This is a genomic window from Streptomyces sp. NPDC101110 (genome assembly GCF_044759525.1).
Taxonomy (GTDB): Bacteria; Actinomycetota; Actinomycetes; order Streptomycetales; family Streptomycetaceae; genus Streptomyces.
In genome coordinates this window covers 357,592-373,155 of record NZ_JBIVZM010000004.1, presented here as the reverse complement: position 1 = coordinate 373,155, position 15,564 = coordinate 357,592, and the positions used below count along the sequence as shown (strand labels likewise).

Annotated in this window: 13 protein-coding genes and 1 pseudogene; 7 read left to right on the top strand and 7 right to left on the bottom strand. The window is 70.2% G+C overall.

Translation table 11 applies throughout. From position 1 onward, the window contains the following. Positions 1 to 126: 126 nt before the first annotated feature. On the top strand, positions 127 to 663 hold the full coding sequence (locus ACIQU3_RS11030) for a hypothetical protein (RefSeq protein WP_403735182.1): 537 nt from the start codon (positions 127 to 129) through the stop codon (positions 661 to 663). 69 nt (positions 664 to 732) lie between these two features. Here ACIQU3_RS11030 and ACIQU3_RS11025 read toward each other — a convergent pair whose 3' ends face one another. Continuing rightward, a complete protein-coding gene (locus ACIQU3_RS11025) occupies positions 733 to 1,164 on the bottom strand; it encodes a hypothetical protein (protein ID WP_403924467.1) in 432 nt (143 codons plus the stop codon). Between the two features lie 104 nt (positions 1,165 to 1,268). Beyond that, a complete protein-coding gene (gene aspS / locus ACIQU3_RS11020; protein WP_403924464.1) occupies positions 1,269 to 3,032 on the bottom strand; it encodes an aspartate--tRNA ligase in 1,764 nt (587 codons plus the stop codon). Between the two features lie 179 nt (positions 3,033 to 3,211). Here aspS and ACIQU3_RS11015 point away from each other — a divergent pair, with 179 nt between their 5' ends. Beyond that, the gene (locus ACIQU3_RS11015) at positions 3,212 to 5,350 is read left to right on the top strand and encodes a SpoIIE family protein phosphatase (RefSeq protein WP_403924461.1); all 2,139 of its coding nucleotides are present in this window, start codon (positions 3,212 to 3,214) and stop codon (positions 5,348 to 5,350) included. 47 nt (positions 5,351 to 5,397) lie between these two features. Here the strand turns inward: ACIQU3_RS11015 and ACIQU3_RS11010 are convergent, their stop codons facing one another. The 3 genes from ACIQU3_RS11010 to ACIQU3_RS11000 all read right to left on the bottom strand — a co-directional run bounded on the left by ACIQU3_RS11010 (position 5,398) and on the right by ACIQU3_RS11000 (position 9,209). Continuing rightward, complete coding sequence (locus tag ACIQU3_RS11010) at positions 5,398 to 6,465, bottom strand: AI-2E family transporter (RefSeq protein ID WP_403735198.1); 1,068 nt, start codon at positions 6,463 to 6,465, stop codon at positions 5,398 to 5,400. 84 nt (positions 6,466 to 6,549) lie between these two features. Next, on the bottom strand, positions 6,550 to 7,527 hold the full coding sequence (locus tag ACIQU3_RS11005) for a pirin family protein (protein ID WP_403735201.1): 978 nt from the start codon (positions 7,525 to 7,527) through the stop codon (positions 6,550 to 6,552). Positions 7,528 to 7,706: 179 nt separating this feature from the next. Then, the gene (locus tag ACIQU3_RS11000) at positions 7,707 to 9,209 is read right to left on the bottom strand and encodes an MFS transporter (protein WP_403735204.1); all 1,503 of its coding nucleotides are present in this window, start codon (positions 9,207 to 9,209) and stop codon (positions 7,707 to 7,709) included. Positions 9,210 to 9,362: 153 nt separating this feature from the next. Between ACIQU3_RS11000 and ACIQU3_RS10995 the strand changes: the two genes are divergently transcribed. After that, positions 9,363 to 10,094, top strand: a complete 732-nt coding sequence (locus ACIQU3_RS10995) for a TetR/AcrR family transcriptional regulator C-terminal domain-containing protein (protein WP_403735208.1) — start codon at positions 9,363 to 9,365, stop codon at positions 10,092 to 10,094. A 40-nt stretch (positions 10,095 to 10,134) separates the two neighbouring features. Here the strand turns inward: ACIQU3_RS10995 and ACIQU3_RS10990 are convergent, their stop codons facing one another. Next, on the bottom strand, positions 10,135 to 10,599 hold the full coding sequence (locus ACIQU3_RS10990; RefSeq protein WP_030846788.1) for an SseB family protein: 465 nt from the start codon (positions 10,597 to 10,599) through the stop codon (positions 10,135 to 10,137). 397 nt (positions 10,600 to 10,996) lie between these two features. Here ACIQU3_RS10990 and ACIQU3_RS10985 point away from each other — a divergent pair, with 397 nt between their 5' ends. The 4 genes from ACIQU3_RS10985 (at position 10,997) to ACIQU3_RS10970 (ending at position 14,906) form a co-directional block, all read left to right on the top strand. Continuing rightward, positions 10,997 to 11,227, top strand: a complete 231-nt coding sequence (locus ACIQU3_RS10985; RefSeq protein ID WP_403924458.1) for a hypothetical protein — start codon at positions 10,997 to 10,999, stop codon at positions 11,225 to 11,227. Positions 11,228 to 11,362: 135 nt separating this feature from the next. Further along, positions 11,363 to 13,189: an acyl-CoA dehydrogenase gene (locus ACIQU3_RS10980; protein ID WP_403735215.1), complete on the top strand. Its 1,827-nt coding sequence runs from the start codon at positions 11,363 to 11,365 to the stop codon at positions 13,187 to 13,189. A 75-nt stretch (positions 13,190 to 13,264) separates the two neighbouring features. Further along, positions 13,265 to 14,563 carry a M18 family aminopeptidase gene (locus ACIQU3_RS10975; protein ID WP_403924455.1) on the top strand — a complete coding sequence of 433 codons (1,299 nt, stop codon included), beginning with the start codon at positions 13,265 to 13,267 and terminating at the stop codon, positions 14,561 to 14,563. Between the two features lie 88 nt (positions 14,564 to 14,651). Next, positions 14,652 to 14,906, top strand: a complete 255-nt coding sequence (locus ACIQU3_RS10970) for a DUF6458 family protein (protein ID WP_030846811.1) — start codon at positions 14,652 to 14,654, stop codon at positions 14,904 to 14,906. 12 nt (positions 14,907 to 14,918) lie between these two features. On the opposite strand, the pseudogene ACIQU3_RS10965 reads toward ACIQU3_RS10970, so the two are convergent. Next, positions 14,919 to 15,405, bottom strand: a pseudogene (locus tag ACIQU3_RS10965) (alkyl hydroperoxide reductase); the annotation flags it as partial. Positions 15,406 to 15,564: the final 159 nt, after the last annotated feature.

The window sequence follows — 15,564 nt, the reverse complement described above, 5'->3', positions numbered from 1 at the left end:
GGCCCGGGGGTCCTACGCGGTCGACACGGGACACCGAACCGTATTCCCACCGACATGGCCGGATAGGCGAGTTGAGTCGGGACGCGACGGGGTGGAACGGCTTGATCAACGAGAGGGGCGCGCCAAGTGGACGCCGGTGTTGCAGCGATACTTGGTGCAGCGATCGGTGCTGTCGGCGGTGTCGGCGGAGGGCTGCTCACCCTCAGCACCCAGCTCCGAAGTCTGGATGCTCAGCATCGTGCTGAGGAGAGGCGTTGGCTCGCGGATCTGCGCCGCGAGACCTATACACACTTTGTCACCTGCGCGAAGCAACTCTCCAATGCCGTCTGGAAGGCGTCCGATCTGCTTCACGGCGAAAGCGGTGTCGAGGACTGGGAAAGTGCCCGCCGCAGCGTGCACGACGCCTGGACTCAGTTCAGTGCCGCTTCAGCGGCGGTCACGATGGCCGGTCCGCACACCGTGGCTGCGGCCGCTGAGGAGCTGCGAGAAGCTCTGAGGCAGTGGGAGCTGGTGACCGGCATCTGGCTTCAAGCCGCGGTCCAGCAGGGTACTGGGAGTCTCGCGGAGCACGACCGGCAATTCATGGCCGGGTTCAAGGCCAAGAAGCCCCTGGAGGTCGCGTTCCAGGTCGCCGCACGGCAGGCGTTGGGAACCGATACCTGATTGATCGCTTGAATCGCGTCGCCGATGGTGCGGCGATGCCGACAAGGGCGAGGATGTGACGGGGGCTTGCTACGACACGGTCCAAGTGTCCAGCATCGCCGCAAGACGGGTAGCGGTCCGCTCGCCCGCCCGTTGCCTGATCAAGCCCTCCTTGGCGGCTGCACGGAGCCTGACCTCCGAGTGGGCCGCTCCGCCCTTGGTCACCCGGGCGGTGACGACCACCGGGTTCATGCCGCCGGCGCCACCGCCGACGACGACACGGATCGTCCGTTGATCCTTACCGGGTCCCGGCGCTGAGCCGACCCTTCGCCCTGCCCGTTCGAGCACGGCGGCAACGCGCTCGACGGTCTCCTCGAACGGCAGGGCTGCGACCAGGTCGATCTCGTGCACGTTCTTCCTCATGAGCTTGGCCACGAAGCGAGTCAAGCCACCCCAGGCCCCGACAGCGGCAGCCAGAGCAGCAAGCTCATCGGCCAGAAGCTCATCCTCACGCTCGTCCATATGCCCCCGTTCTTGAGAGCTGGGTGAGAGCCTTGGATACGGAAGTGGCTCGGAACCGGCGCCGGTTCCGAGCCACTCACAGGCGTTCAGGAGAACGCGATCGGCTACTTGGGCTGCGGCTTGCGCACCGAAAGGTGCAGCTCCTTCAGCCGGGCCTCCTCCAGCTCCGTCGGCGCGCCCATCATCAGGTCCTGGGCGTTGCCGTTGAGCGGGAAGGCGATGGTCTCGCGGATGTTGGGCTCGTCGGCGAGCAGCATGACGATGCGGTCGACGCCCGGGGCGATGCCGCCGTGCGGCGGGGCGCCGAAGCGGAAGGCGCGCAGCATGCCCGCGAACTTCTCCTCGACGGTTTCCCGGTCGTAGCCGGCGATCTCGAAGGCCTTGAGCATGATCTCCGGCTCGTGGTTCCGGATCGCGCCCGAGGACAGCTCGACGCCGTTGCAGACGATGTCGTACTGCCAGCCGAGGATGTCCAGCGGGTCCTGGGTCTGAAGGGCCTCCAGGCCGCCCTGCGGCATGGAGAACGGGTTGTGCGAGAAGTCGATCGCGCCCGTCTCCTCGTCCTTCTCGTACATCGGGAAGTCGACGATCCAGCAGAACCGGAAGACGTTCTCCTCGAAGTGTCCGGAGCGCTTGGCGGCCTCGACCCGGACGGCGCCCATGATCTTGGAGACCTCGTCGAACTCGCCCGCGCCGAAGAAGACCGCGTGACCGGCCGACAGCGACAGGCGCTTGGTCAGCTCGGCGACGTTCTCCTCGGTGAGGAACTTCGCGATCGGGCCGGACAGCGAGCCGTCCTCGGCGACGCGGACCCAGGCCAGGCCCTTGGCACCCTGCGAGACGGCGTAGTCGCCGAGCTGGTCGAAGAACTTGCGGGGCTGGCCGGAGACGTCCGGCACCGGCAGGGCGCGCACATGCTTGCCGGCGAACGCCTTGAACTCCGAGCCCTCGAAGATGTCGGTGATGTCGACGAGCTCGAGCTGGGCGCGCAGGTCGGGCTTGTCGGAGCCGTACTTCAGCATCGCCTCGCGGAACGGGATCCGCGGGAACGGCGAGGTGACGTGGCGGCCGCCGCCGAACTCCTCGAACAGCTCGGTCATGAGCTTCTCGACGGGCTGGAAGACGTCCTCCTGCTCGACGAAGCTCATCTCGATGTCGAGCTGGTAGAACTCGCCCGGCGAGCGGTCGGCGCGCGCGTCCTCGTCACGGAAGCAGGGCGCGATCTGGAAGTACCGGTCGAAGCCGGAGATCATCAGCAGCTGCTTGAACTGCTGCGGCGCCTGGGGCAGGGCGTAGAACTTGCCCGGGTTCAGGCGGGAGGGGACGACGAAGTCGCGGGCGCCCTCGGGGGAGGTCGCGGACAGGATCGGCGTCGCCATCTCGTTGAAGCCCAGCGCCGTCATCTTGTGACGGATCGCCGAGATGACCGAGGTGCGCAGCAGGATGTTCTTGTGCATGCGCTCGCGGCGCAGGTCCAGGAAGCGGTACTCCAGGCGCCGTTCCTCGTTGACCCCGTCCTCGGTGTTGATCGTGAACGGCAGCGGGGCGGCGGCGCCGAGCAGCTCGACCTCACCCACCTCGACCTCGACCTCACCGGTCGGCAGCTCGGGGTTGATGTTCTCGGCGCCCCGGGAGACGACCTTGCCGTCGACGCGGACGGTCGACTCCTTGGAGAGCTTGTCGAGGGCCTCGTAGGCGGGGGTGCCGGGACGGGCCACGAGCTGCGTGATGCCGTAGTGATCGCGCAGATCGATGAAGAGGATGCCGCCCAGGTCGCGCCGATTGTGCAGCCAGCCACTCAGCCGGACGTCGCTGCCGACGTCAGAGGAGCGGAGCTCGCCGCAGGTGTGGGACCTGTACCGATGCATCGTCGTTCATCCAGTCTTCGCTGATCGGGGTCTGTGTTTCACGTGAAACGCCTCCCCAGCGTACCGGGCAGGCGAAGATCGGCTCTCCACAGTTATGGATCGAGTACGCGATCACCGTGGTTCGGGAACCCATCCGCTATCGGTGGCAGCGTTCGAGCGCGTCTTCTTAAAGTAGGGCAATGCGCACTGGCGAGCCTCTGCCCGCCGTGGGGGAGGCCCTCGCCGCCCTCGCGACCGGCCTGTGGCACTGGGACACCGCCACCGGGCTGGTCACGGTCGATGCCGAGGCCGCCCGGTTGCTCGGGCTGCCCGCCGAACAGGTCAGCCTCACGGAGGCCCAGGCCCGGGCCCGGCTGCACCCGGTGGACTGGAACGAGATCACCGGCGTGATCCAGCTGGCCGTGGCCGAGGGAACCCTCGCCGAGGTCCGGATCCGGATCATGGACGAGCTGGGCCGGGTCGTCCGGGTCGTCCGCAGCCGCTCCAAGCCGTCGTTCGACCGGGCCCGCAAGGCGTACCGGTTGATCGGCACCCTCCAGGAGGTCACCGAGCCGACGCCGGGCACTCCGGCCGGGCGCAGCGCGGTGACCGGGGACTGGCGGCGCTCCCGGGAGGCGTTCCTGCTGGACGCGGGCCGGGCACTGGCCGAGGCACGCTCCACCCAGGAGGTCCTGCGGGTCACCGCAAATCTGTCGATGCCCGGCTTCTCGCCGGACGGTCTCGCGGTGTTCGGGGTGTCGGGCGACCGGCTGACGATCATCGGCCACCACGGCCAGCAGCACGGCACCGAGAGCCCGTTCTCGGACATGCCGCTGGACACGGACTACCCGGCCGCCGAGGTGGTGCGGACCGGCCGGGCCGTCTACCTGTCGTCCGCCGAGCAGTACAAGGCCCGCTATCCGCTGACCTGGCCCCTCGCCGAGCGCTTCGGCCGCCGTTCCTGGGCGTTCCTGCCGCTGACGGTGGCCGGCCGGACGATGGGCGCGTGGATGGCGGCGTTCACCTACCCGGTGGCGTTCACCCCGGACGAACGGTCGGTGCTGGCGACGGTGGCGCGGATGCTGGCACAGGCCCTGACGCGGGCGGGTGTGGCCGAGAGCGAGCGGGCACTGACCGACGGGCTCCAGCGCACGATGCTGCCGAGGCTCGGACCGCAGCGCATCCCCGGCATGAGCGTGGCGGCCCGCTACGTCCCCACCGGCGGCGGACTCCAGGTCGGCGGCGACTGGTACGACGTGATCCCGCTGCCCAGCGGACGGTTCGCGCTGGTCATCGGTGATGTGCAGGGCCATGACGTGCGGGCGGCGGGGCTGATGGGCCAGCTGCGGATCGCCCTGCGGGCCTACGCCTCGGAGGGCCACCGCCCGGACGCGGTGCTGTCGCGCGCCTCCCGCTTCCTGCACGGCATCAGCGACGAGGACCCGACCGACCCGCGCTTCGCGACCTGTGTGTACGTCGAGGTCGACCCGGCGTCCGGGGTGCTGGACATCGCCCGTGCGGGGCATCCGGACCCGGCGATCCGGCTGGCCGACGGCACGGTTCTGACCCGGCCGACGTCGGGGGGCCTGCCGCTGGGCATCGACCCGGACGCCGACTACCCCACCACGCGGCTCACCCTGGAGCCCGGCGAGACCATGCTGATCTGCACGGACGGCCTGCTCGAAACCGGCGGCCACGACCTGGAGACCGGCTGGCGGCGGCTGCGCGTGATCCTTGAGGAGCACAAGGGCGATCTGGAGGAACTCGCCGACACCCTGGTGCAGGCGGTGCACGGGCCGTCCTCGCACCACACCACCGGCCCGCTGGCGGACCGCCGCGAGGACGACATCGCGATGCTGCTGCTGAGCCGGGAGGGCGGGGGCTGCGGCTGCGGTGACGCGATGACCGTACGGCCTCCGGTGCGGCGCTCGGTGCTGACCGTGGCGCAGGCCGAGCCCGAGCGGGTCGCGGTGGCCCGGCAACAGCTGCGCGAGCTGCTGCACGACTGGATCTCACGCGACCAGGTCGACTCGGCGGTGCTGCTGCTGTCCGAGCTGCTGACGAACGTCCTCGTGCACACCGACTCCGACGCGCTGCTGGTCGCCGAGATGACGGGCGAGGTGGGCGGGCGGCGGCTGCGGATCGAGGTCACGGACGCCGGTGACGACCTGCCGCACCGGCGCAGGCCCGGGGAGCTGGCGTCCTCCGGCCGGGGCCTGGTGCTGATCGAACTGCTCGCCCACGCCTGGGGGGTGGAGCCGCGCGGCGAGGGCAAGAGCATCTGGTTCGAGCTCCACGAGTCCATGGACGGCACGGGCGACGGGTCCTGGTCGCCGTAGCGGCCACGGCGCATGACAGGACGGCGGCTCCCGGCGGCCGTGGCCGGTCACGGCTCCTGTTCCGGTGACGGCTCCTGGTCTTCGTAGCGCGTGCGCAGTTCCTGGACGACGCCGAAGGCGGCGGCGGTGAGCGGGACGGCGAGCAGCATGCCGAGGACGCCGGCTACGGACGCCCCGGCCGTGATCGTCACCATCACCACCGCCGGGTGCATCTGCACGGTCCGGCTCTGGATCATCGGCTGGAGCACGTGCCCCTCCAGCACCTGCACGGCGAGGACCACGCCGAGTACCCACAGCGCGATGACGAACCCCCGGTCGGCGAGTGCGACCAGCACGGCCAGGGCCCCGGAGATGAACGCGCCGAGGTAGGGGATGTAGGCGCCGACGAAGACCAGCGCGCCCAGCCCGGCCGCACCGGGCACGTCCAGGACGAGCAGCCCGACGGTGATGCACAGCGCGTCGATGAGGGCGATGAGGGTGGTGCCGCGCATGAACCCCTCGACTGCCCTCAGGGCCCGCCGCGCCATGGCCACCAGGGTGTCGGCCGCCCCGCGGGGCGACAAGGAGCGCAGCGTCCCGGCGGCCTTGTCGGAGTCGCGCAGGAAGAAGAAGACGAGCAGCAGTGCGAGGACGGCCATGGCGATGGACTCGCCGACCACGCTGACGCCGCTGATCACGCCGGATGCGGCCGTGCCGCCGAACTTGCCCAGCAGTTCACGGGCGTTGGAGGCGAGGTCGCCCAGCGAGGTGCCGGCCGCCCCGAAGTGCTCGGAGACGCCCCGGGCGGCCTCCTTGAGGGAGGCGACGATCTCGTCGCCGGTGTCGATGAGCGCGGCGACCACGATGTACACGGCACCGCCGACCACGGCGACCACCGCGACACAGGTCAGCCCGGCCGCGACCGACCGGTGCACCCCGGCCTTCACCAGCCGCCGGTGCAGCGGCCCGAGCAGCGCCGTCCCGAGCAGCGCGAGCAGCACGGGCACGACGGCGGTCCGGAACTCCACGACCAGCCGGATCCCGACGTAGACGACGCCGGCGCCGAGCAGCAGCACGGCGCACCAGGCGGCGAATCGCCGGACGGGTTCGGGGAGCAGCGGGGTGGCGGCCTGCACATGCCCAGCCGACCACGCCCCGGGCGGGCCGTCCCGCCAGGGAGGCCCGCCAGGGTGACGGGGCGTCAGCCGCCCCGTGCCGCGTCAGCCCTGAGGACCGCCCGCGGTCATGCCGTGCACGGCCGGAATCGTGCCCAGCCGACCCTTCTGGAAGTCCTCGAAGGCCTGCATGAGCTCGTCCTTGGTGTTCATGACGAACGGGCCGTAGTGGGCCATCGGCTCACGGATGGGCTGTCCGCCGAGCAGGACGACTTCGAGGTCGGGGGTGTGCGAGTCCTGCTTCTCGTCCGCGCGGACGGTCAGCGAGGAACCGGCGCCGAAGACGGCCGTCTGTCCCATGTGGACCGGGCGGCGCTCGGGTCCGACGCTGCCGCGCCCGGCCAGGACGTACGCCAGTCCGTTGAAGTCCTCGCGCCACGGCAGCGTGACCTCGGCACCCGGCGCGATGGTCGCGTGGACCATCGTGATCGGGGTGTGCGTGATGCCGGGGCCCGCGTGCCCGTCCAGCTCACCGGCGATGACACGCAGCAGCGCGCCACCGTCGGGGGTGCTGAGCAGCTGGACCGTGCCGCCGCGGATGTCCTGGTAGCGCGGGGCCATCATCTTGTCCTTGGCCGGCAGGTTCACCCACAGCTGGAGGCCGTGGAAGAGCCCGCCGGAGACGACGAGGTGCTCGGGTGGGGCCTCGATGTGCAGCAGGCCCGAGCCCGCGGTCATCCACTGCGTGTCGCCGTTGGTGATGGTGCCGCCACCGCCGTTGGAGTCCTGGTGGTCGAAGATGCCGTCGATGATGTAGGTGACGGTCTCGAAACCGCGGTGGGGGTGCCACGGCGTGCCCTTGGGCTCGCCCGGCGCGTACTCCACCTCGCCCATCTGGTCCATCATGATGAACGGGTCGAGGTGGCGGTAGTTGATCCCCGCGAACGCCCGGCGCACCGGGAAGCCCTCGCCCTCGAAACCGCTCGGAGCGGTCGTGACGGCGAGCACGGGACGTGCCACGGCGTCGGCCGGCGTGGTCACGCGGGGCAGCGTCAACGGGTTCTCGACGGTCACTGCAGGCATGTCGGTTCCTCCTCGTGTACGCCCAGTTTAGTTGAGCGTTGAACTTCCTGCCACCCCCAACAGAGAAAACCGGGAGGGCATTCCCCACCCGGGGGACGGCGCAGCGAACCACGGGAGACCGGCACGGCGAAAGGCCGTCACCCCGCTGCGGGGTGACGGCCTTCGGTGTCCGGGGCAGGTCAGGCGGCCAGCTCGCGCTCCTCGCCCATGGCGCCGGCCGGGGCGGGCGCCTTGCGGTCCCGCATGACCAGCGTGGCCACGACCGCCGCGGCCAGGACCCCGAGCGCGCTGATCGTGAAGGTCGTCGACATCGAGGCGGTGAAGGCTTCCCGGGCCGCCCGCACCAGACCCGCGTCACCGCCCGCCACCGTCAGCGCCCCGCCGATGGACTCCCGGGCCCGCTCCGGCGCGCCGGCCGGCATCTCGCCGGTGTAGCCGGAGGCGAGCAGGGAGCCGAGGATCGCGATGCCGAGGGCGGTGCCGGACTGCTGGATGGTGTCGTTGAGGGCGGAGCCGACGCCCGCCTTGTCCTCCGGGATGGTGCCCATCAGCGCGGCCACCGCGGCCGGCATCGCCAGACCGGCACCGAGGCCCAGGATTCCCAGCGCCACCGCCGGGACGGTGAAACCGCTGTCGGCGGTGAGGGTGGTCAGCAGGGCGAAGGAGGCGGCCATCAGCAGCATCCCGCCGAGGATGACGAACCGGTTGCCGAACTTCACGGCGAGCTGCGCCCCGGCCGCGTTGCCGGCCAGCGCGGCGACGGCCAGCGGCAGGAAGGCGAGGCCGGCCTTGACGGCGGACCAGCCGAGGACGAACTGGAGGTACTGGGTCAGCACCAGCAACAGGCCTGCGTTGCCGATCTGGACGAGCGCCAGGGAGAGCGAACCGCCGCTGAAGTTGCGGTGCTTGAACAGGACCAGCGGGACCATCGGCGAGGGGGTCACGTTCTGCCAGGTCACGAAGCCGGCCAGGGCGAGCACCGCGACGGCCAGGACGACCAGGGAGCGGCCTTCGAACGCACCGTGCTGCGGGATCTCGATGATCCACCACACCAGGGCCGTCATGCCCACCGCCGACAGCACCGCGCCCAGCGGGTCCGGCTTCTGCCACGGCGCCTTCGACTCCGGCATCAGCAGCACACCGGCGAGCAGCGCGAGCCCGACGATCGGCACATTGATCAGGAAGATCGCCTGCCAGGCGAAGTGATCGATCAGCACACCACCCAGCACCGGGCTGCCCACAAGCCCGAGCATCGACACCGAGCCCCACGCGGCCATGGCCTTGGGGCGCTCGCCCTCGTCGAAGACGGTGATCAGGATCGACAGGGTCGACGGCATGATCAGCGCCCCGCCGACGCCCATCGCGATCCGCACCGCGATCAGCTCACCCGGAGTGGAGCTGAAGACCGCCCCCAGCGAGGCCGCCCCGAACAGCAGCAGCCCGATCAGCATCACCCTCCGGCGCCCGAACCGGTCCCCCAGACTGCCGGAGGTCAGCAGCAGCCCGGCGAAGACCAGGGTGTAGGAGTCGAGGATCCACTGCATGGCCTGGGCGCTCGCGCCGAGGTCCTCGGTCAGGGCGGGCACCGCGACCGTCAGCGCCATGTTGTCGACGACCAGGACCAGCGTGCTGAGGCACAGCACGATCAGGATCCACCAGCGCCGTGGATTGCGAGCGTCCATTTCCTCTTCCCCTCCTGCGAACAACGTTCGTGCGAACACCGTTCCTTCGATGCGAACACTGTACGCAGGACGGAACGGTGTGCGCAACCCTTGAGTTCTGTACGCTGATTGCGCACGCTGTTCGCACGAAGAGGTTCAACAGGAGGAACCCCGATGAGCAGGACGAAGGACAAGAACCCGATCCCGTCCGTATGGACCCGCGAGCAGCGCCGCACCGACCAGCCCGCGCTCAGCCGGGACGCGATCGTCCGCGAGGCGATCGCGATGCTCGACGCGGACGGCGTCGAGGCGCTCTCCATGCGCAAGCTCGGCGCGCGCCTGAACGCGGGTGCGACCTCGCTCTACCGGCATGTGGCGACCAAGGACGAGCTGATGGAGCTCGCGGTGGACGAGGTCGCCGCCGAGATCCACGTCCCGCGGGCGGGTGCCCCCGACTGGCGCGCGGCCGTGACCGAGGCGGCCGGGTCCTTCCGCACGACGGCGCTACGGCACCCCTGGCTGACCCTGGTGCTGGGGCAGGCGGGGCTCGCCTACCTCGGCCCCAACTACATGAACTTCTCGGAACGGCTGGCGGCCCTGTTCACCGCCGCCGGATTCCCGGAGCCGAGCCGGGCGATCGACGCGGTCTTCTCGTACGTCATCGGCATGAGCACGACCGAGGCGGCGTGGCTCACCACGGTCGCCCGCTCCGGCGAGAGCGAGTCGGAGTTCGTGGCCCGGCTGCTGCCCGCGGCCCAGCAGGCCTCGGCCGGCTACGACCACCTGGCGGCCGCCGGGCCGGAGACCAGTGCACAGGCCTCCGAGCCCGCGAAGCTGCGCGACGACAAGTTCGCCTACGGCCTTGAGGTCGTCCTGGACGGCCTGGCGCTGCGCCTGCCGAAGTGACCGGGGCCGGCCCCGGCCGCCTTGATCCAGGCGACAGGTCCTAGCCGTACATCCGGCGCATCGCGAACTCGACCATCTGCTCCACGGCCTTCGCGTCGAAGACCATGCGGTGCTCGCCCTCCATGTCGAGGACGAAGCCGTAGCCGGTCGGCAGCAGGTCCAGCACCTCGGCGCCGGTGATCACGAAGTACTTGGACTCCTTGCCCGCGTACCGGCGCAGCTCCTTGAGCGTGCTGAACATCGGGATCACTGGCTGCTGCGTGTTGTGCAGGGCGAGGAAGCCGGGGTTGTCGCCGCGCGGGCAGTAGACCTTCGACGTCGCGAAGACCTGCTGGAAGTCCTCGGCGGCCATCTGCCCCGTGGTGAAGGCGCGTACCGCGTCCGTCAGGGAGGGCGGGGACGGCTCGGGGTACAGCGGTGGCTGCTGCCCGTATCCGCCGGACATCGGCTGCTGCGGAGGGGCGTACTGCCCTTGCGGGCCCGCTGTCTGGTCGTAGCCGTACATGAGCGCAAGCGTACCGAGAGCGGACCGGCGGGCGGGCCGGTACGGCCGGTCCGGAGAACCGACAGCGAGTCGACAGCGCCGGCCGCGTGGAGCGCGGCGGCCGGTGCTTCTGGCGTCGGCCTATGAACGCACGCGTCGAGGAGGGCCCGCCCGCACCCGACGGGGGCCTCTCCCGCGACCTCCCCGTCCTCGCCCGCGGGGTGCGCGGAGATCCCCGAGGAGACGGCCGGGTGCGGCACCTCCGAGGGCGTGCCGCTGACGATCAGCCTGACGGTGGTGGGCGCGGCCTCCGGCTGCGGGGCACCGAAGAAGGGCGCCGCCGTCTACCTCTGGCAGTGCGACCGGGCGCCTACTCCGTGTACTCGAGGGCGTCACCGACGAGAACTATCTGCGGGGCGTGCGGGAGACGGACGACGGCGGCCGGGCCACGTTCACCAGCATCTTCCCGGGCTGCTACCCGGGCCGCCGGGCGCACCTGCACGACGGCCACGCCGCCGGCGTGCGGAACCTGAGCGGCCTCTCCCTGGAGGACGACGGCGTCTTCGGCGACGGGCACGACCGGCGGCCGGCGACGATGTCGGGCGGCGCGACGGACGGCCACACCGCGGAACTGACCGCTCCGGTGTGACCTGTCACAGATGACGGGTTCGGGGTTGCTTCTTATTACCGACGGGTAGCATCATCGTAGCTACTTGTTGGTACGTGAACTAGCGCGAGGATCCAGTGCCTCGCCGATCTCTCTACGGAGCCGGGAGCCGTCGCCATGGGGCACTACAAGTCGAATCTCCGCGACATCGAGTTCAACCTCTTCGAGGTACTCGGTCGGGACAAGGTGTACGGCACCGGTCCGTTCGAGGAGATGGACGTCGAGACCGCGAAGAGCATCCTGGAGGAGCTGACCCGCCTCTCGGAGAACGAGCTGGCCGAGTCCTTCATCGACGCCGACCGCAACCCGCCGGTCTTCGACCCGGAGACCAACACCGCCCCGGTCCCGGCGTCCTTCAAGAAGAGCTACCAGGCCTTCATGGACTCCGAGTACTGGCGGCTCGGCCTCCCCGAGGAGATCGGCGGCACCACCTCGCCCCGCTCCCTGATCTGGGCCTACGCCGAGCTGATCCTGGGCGCCAACCCGGCCGTGTGGATGTACTCCTCGGGCCCGGCCTTCGCCGGCATCCTCTTCGAGGAGGGCAACGAGGTCCAGAAGCACATAGCCAAGGTCGCCACGGAGAAGCAGTGGGGCTCCACCATGGTCCTCACGGAGCCCGACGCGGGCTCCGACGTGGGCGCCGGCCGCACCAAGGCCGTGCAGCAGGAGGACGGCTCCTGGCACATCGAGGGCGTGAAGCGCTTCATCACCTCCGGTGAGCACGACATGTCGGAGAACATCCTCCACTACGTGCTGGCCCGCCCCGAGGGCGCCGGCCCCGGCACCAAGGGCCTGTCCCTCTTCCTCGTCCCGAAGTACCTCTTCGACTTCGAGACCGGCGAGCTGGGCGAGCGCAACGGCGTCTACGCCACGAACGTCGAGCACAAGATGGGCCTGAAGGCCTCCAACACCTGCGAGATGACCTTCGGCGACCAGCACCCCGCCAAGGGCTGGCTGATCGGCGACAAGCACGACGGCATCCGCCAGATGTTCCGCATCATCGAGTTCGCCCGCATGATGGTCGGCACGAAGGCGATCTCCACGCTCTCCACGGGCTACCTCAACGCCCTGGAGTACGCCAAGGAGCGCGTCCAGGGCCCCGACCTGGCGAACTTCATGGACAAGACCGCGCCCAAGGTCACCATCACCCACCACCCCGACGTGCGCCGCTCGCTCATGACGCAGAAGGCGTACGCCGAGGGCATGCGCGCCCTGGTGCTCCACACCGCCTCCATCCAGGACGAGATCCAGGTCAAGGAGGCCGCCGGCGAGGACATCTCCGCCCTGGAGGCCCTGAACGACCTGCTCCTGCCCATCGTCAAGGGCTACGGCTCCGAGAAGGGCTACGAGCAGCTCGCCCAGTCGCTGCAGACCTTCGGAGGCTCCGGCTTCCTCCAGGAGTACCCGATCGAGCAGTACATCCGGGACTCCAAGATCGACACCCTCTACGAGGGCACCACGGCCATCCAGGGCCAGGACTTCTTCTTCCGGAAGATCGTCCGCAACCAGGGCGCCGCGCTGAACTCCCTCGCCGAGGACATCAAGAAGTTCCTCGCCCTCGGCACGGGCGGCGAGGAGCTGGCCGGTGCCCGCGAGCACCTCGCCAAGGCCGCCGTCGAGCTGGAGGCCATCGTGGGCCTGATGCTCACCGACCTCGCCGCCACCGAGCAGGACGTCAAGAACATTTACAAGGTGGGCCTCAACAGCACCCGCCTGCTGATGGCCTCCGGTGACGTCGTCGTCGGCTACCTGCTGCTCAGGGGTGCCGCGGTCGCCGCCGAGAAGCTGGAGACGGCCTCCGCCAAGGACAAGGCCTTCTACACCGGCAAGATCGCCGCCGCGAAGTTCTTCGCCGCCAACGTCCTGCCGGGCGTCACCCTGGCCCGCAAGATCGCCGAGGGTGTCGAGCTGGACCTGATGGAGCTGGACGAGGCCGCGTTCTGATCCTTCACGTCCTCTGTACGAGGGCCCGTTCCCTTACCCGGGGAACGGGCCCTCGTCCGTCGTTAAAGTGAACCCATGACCGAACGAGCCCGCTTCGACCGCGGCCACACCGACGACCTCATGACCTTCCTGGCGGCGAGCCCCTCGCCGTACCACGCCGTGGCCACGGCCGCCGAGCGGCTGGAGAAGGCGGGCTTCAGGCAGGTCGCCGAGACGGACGCCTGGGACGGGACGAGCGGCGGCAAGTACGTCCTGCGCGGCGGCGCGATCGTCGCCTGGTACGTGCCGGAGGGCGCCGCGCCGCACACGCCGTTCCGGATCGTCGGCGCCCACACCGACTCCCCCAACCTGCGCGTCAAGCCGCTCCCCGACACCGGGGCGCACGGCTGGCGCCAGGTGGCCGTGGAGATCTACGGCGGACCGCTGCTCAACTCCTGGCTCGACCGTGACCTCGGCATCGCCGGCCGCCTGACCCTGCGCGACGGCTCGACGCGCCTGGTGAACGTGGACCGGCCGCTGCTGCGCGTCCCGCAGCTCGCCATCCACCTGGACCGCTCGGTCACCGCCGACGGCCTCAAGCTCGACAAACAGCGACACATGCAGCCGGTGTGGGGCCTCGGCCGTGACGTGCGCGACGGCGACCTGATCGCCTTCCTGGAGGAGACGGCAGGCATCCCGGCGGGCGAGGTCACCGGCTGGGACCTGATGACCCACTCCGTGGAGCCGCCCGCCTATCTGGGCCGCGACCGCGAGCTGCTGGCCGGGCCGCGCATGGACAACCTCCTGTCGGTGCACGCCGGCACCGCCGCCCTCGCGGCCGTCGCCTCCTCCTCGTCGCAGCCGGCGTCCATCCCGGTCCTGGCCGCCTTCGACCACGAGGAGAACGGCTCCCAGTCGGACACCGGTGCGGACGGACCGCTGCTCGGCAACGTGCTGGAACGCTCGGTGTTCGCCCGCGGCGGCTCCTACGAGGACCGGGCCCGCGCCTTCGCCGGCACGGTCTGCCTGTCCTCCGACACGGGCCACGCCGTCCACCCCAACTACGCGGAGCGGCACGACCCGACGCATCACCCGCGCGTCAACGGCGGCCCGATCCTCAAGGTCAACGTCAACAACCGCTACGCCACGGACGGTTCGGGCCGCGCGGAGTTCACGGCGGCCTGCGAGGCGGCCGACGTGCCCTTCCAGTCGTTCGTCTCCAACAACTCCATGCCCTGCGGCACCACGATCGGCCCGATCACCGCCGCCCGGCACGGCATCCGGACGGTCGACATCGGCGTGGCCATCCTGTCCATGCACAGCGCCCGCGAACTGTGCGGTGCCGACGATCCGTTCCTGCTCGCGAACGCGCTGACCGCGTTCCTGGAGAGGTAGAACGGGTCGTCACCGCATGGGTGTTCGCCTCGGGGGTACCCGGTGTTCCGGGACCGGAACGACCGGACCGTACAGGGAGGCGACAGACATGGGCCTCGGCGGATGCATCATCCTCATCGCCGTGGGAGCCATCCTCACGTTCGCGACCGACTGGGACATGCAGGGGGTCAACCTCGACCTGGTCGGCATCATTCTGATGATCGTCGGACTGATCGGCGTCACCACGTTCAGCAGCATCGCCAGGCGCCGGCGCGTGGTGGTGCCCCCGACGACGCCCGGCGTCGTCGAGGACCCGGCGGTCCACCACCGCCGCGACGGCTACAGCGACGGATACGGCGTGTGACGTCCGGGGTGGTCAGGCGTCCGTACCGGCCGGCACCGGCGGAAACCGGTACGCCCCCACTTCGCTGAGACGGACGGGTACACCCCCGGTCCTGCTGGAGTACATGGCTAGCCGGTTACTCGTTGTCCGGGTCGTCGTCGCAAGAGGCGGCCGTCGCGGAGACATGCAGCACGCCCTCCGGTACGTCCGGGTCGAGTTCGAGGGTGCGGGAGAGACCGGTTCCCGCGCCCTCGCCGCCGCGCAGCGGCTCCGGCGGGGTGGCCGAGACGAGGAGACGGGTCGAGGGGCCGTAGCGGGTGACCAGCTTCCGACCCGCCGGAGCCTGGAAGAGCAGGTCCAACTCAAGCCGTCCGGGAGCGACTTCCGTCGACTCCCGTCGCGCGCGGTGGGCCACGCCCGGGACCTTCACGGCCTCCTCCGGCAGCCGCAGCCGCGTCAGACGGTGGCGGGCCGACTCCACGACCACGATGTCGTCTCCGGCGAGCACTGCGTCGCTGGGCAGAAATCCAGGATGACGATGCGTCCTCGCAGGTCGGCGAGGGTGTACTGGTGACCGCCCGTGTTCAGCAGCCGCCCTTGCCGCGGAGTTCGGGGGCGCGTACGCGGGGGCGGCGGGGCGCGGGCCCTCCCTCGTTGCTCATGGGTCCAGAATGCCTGA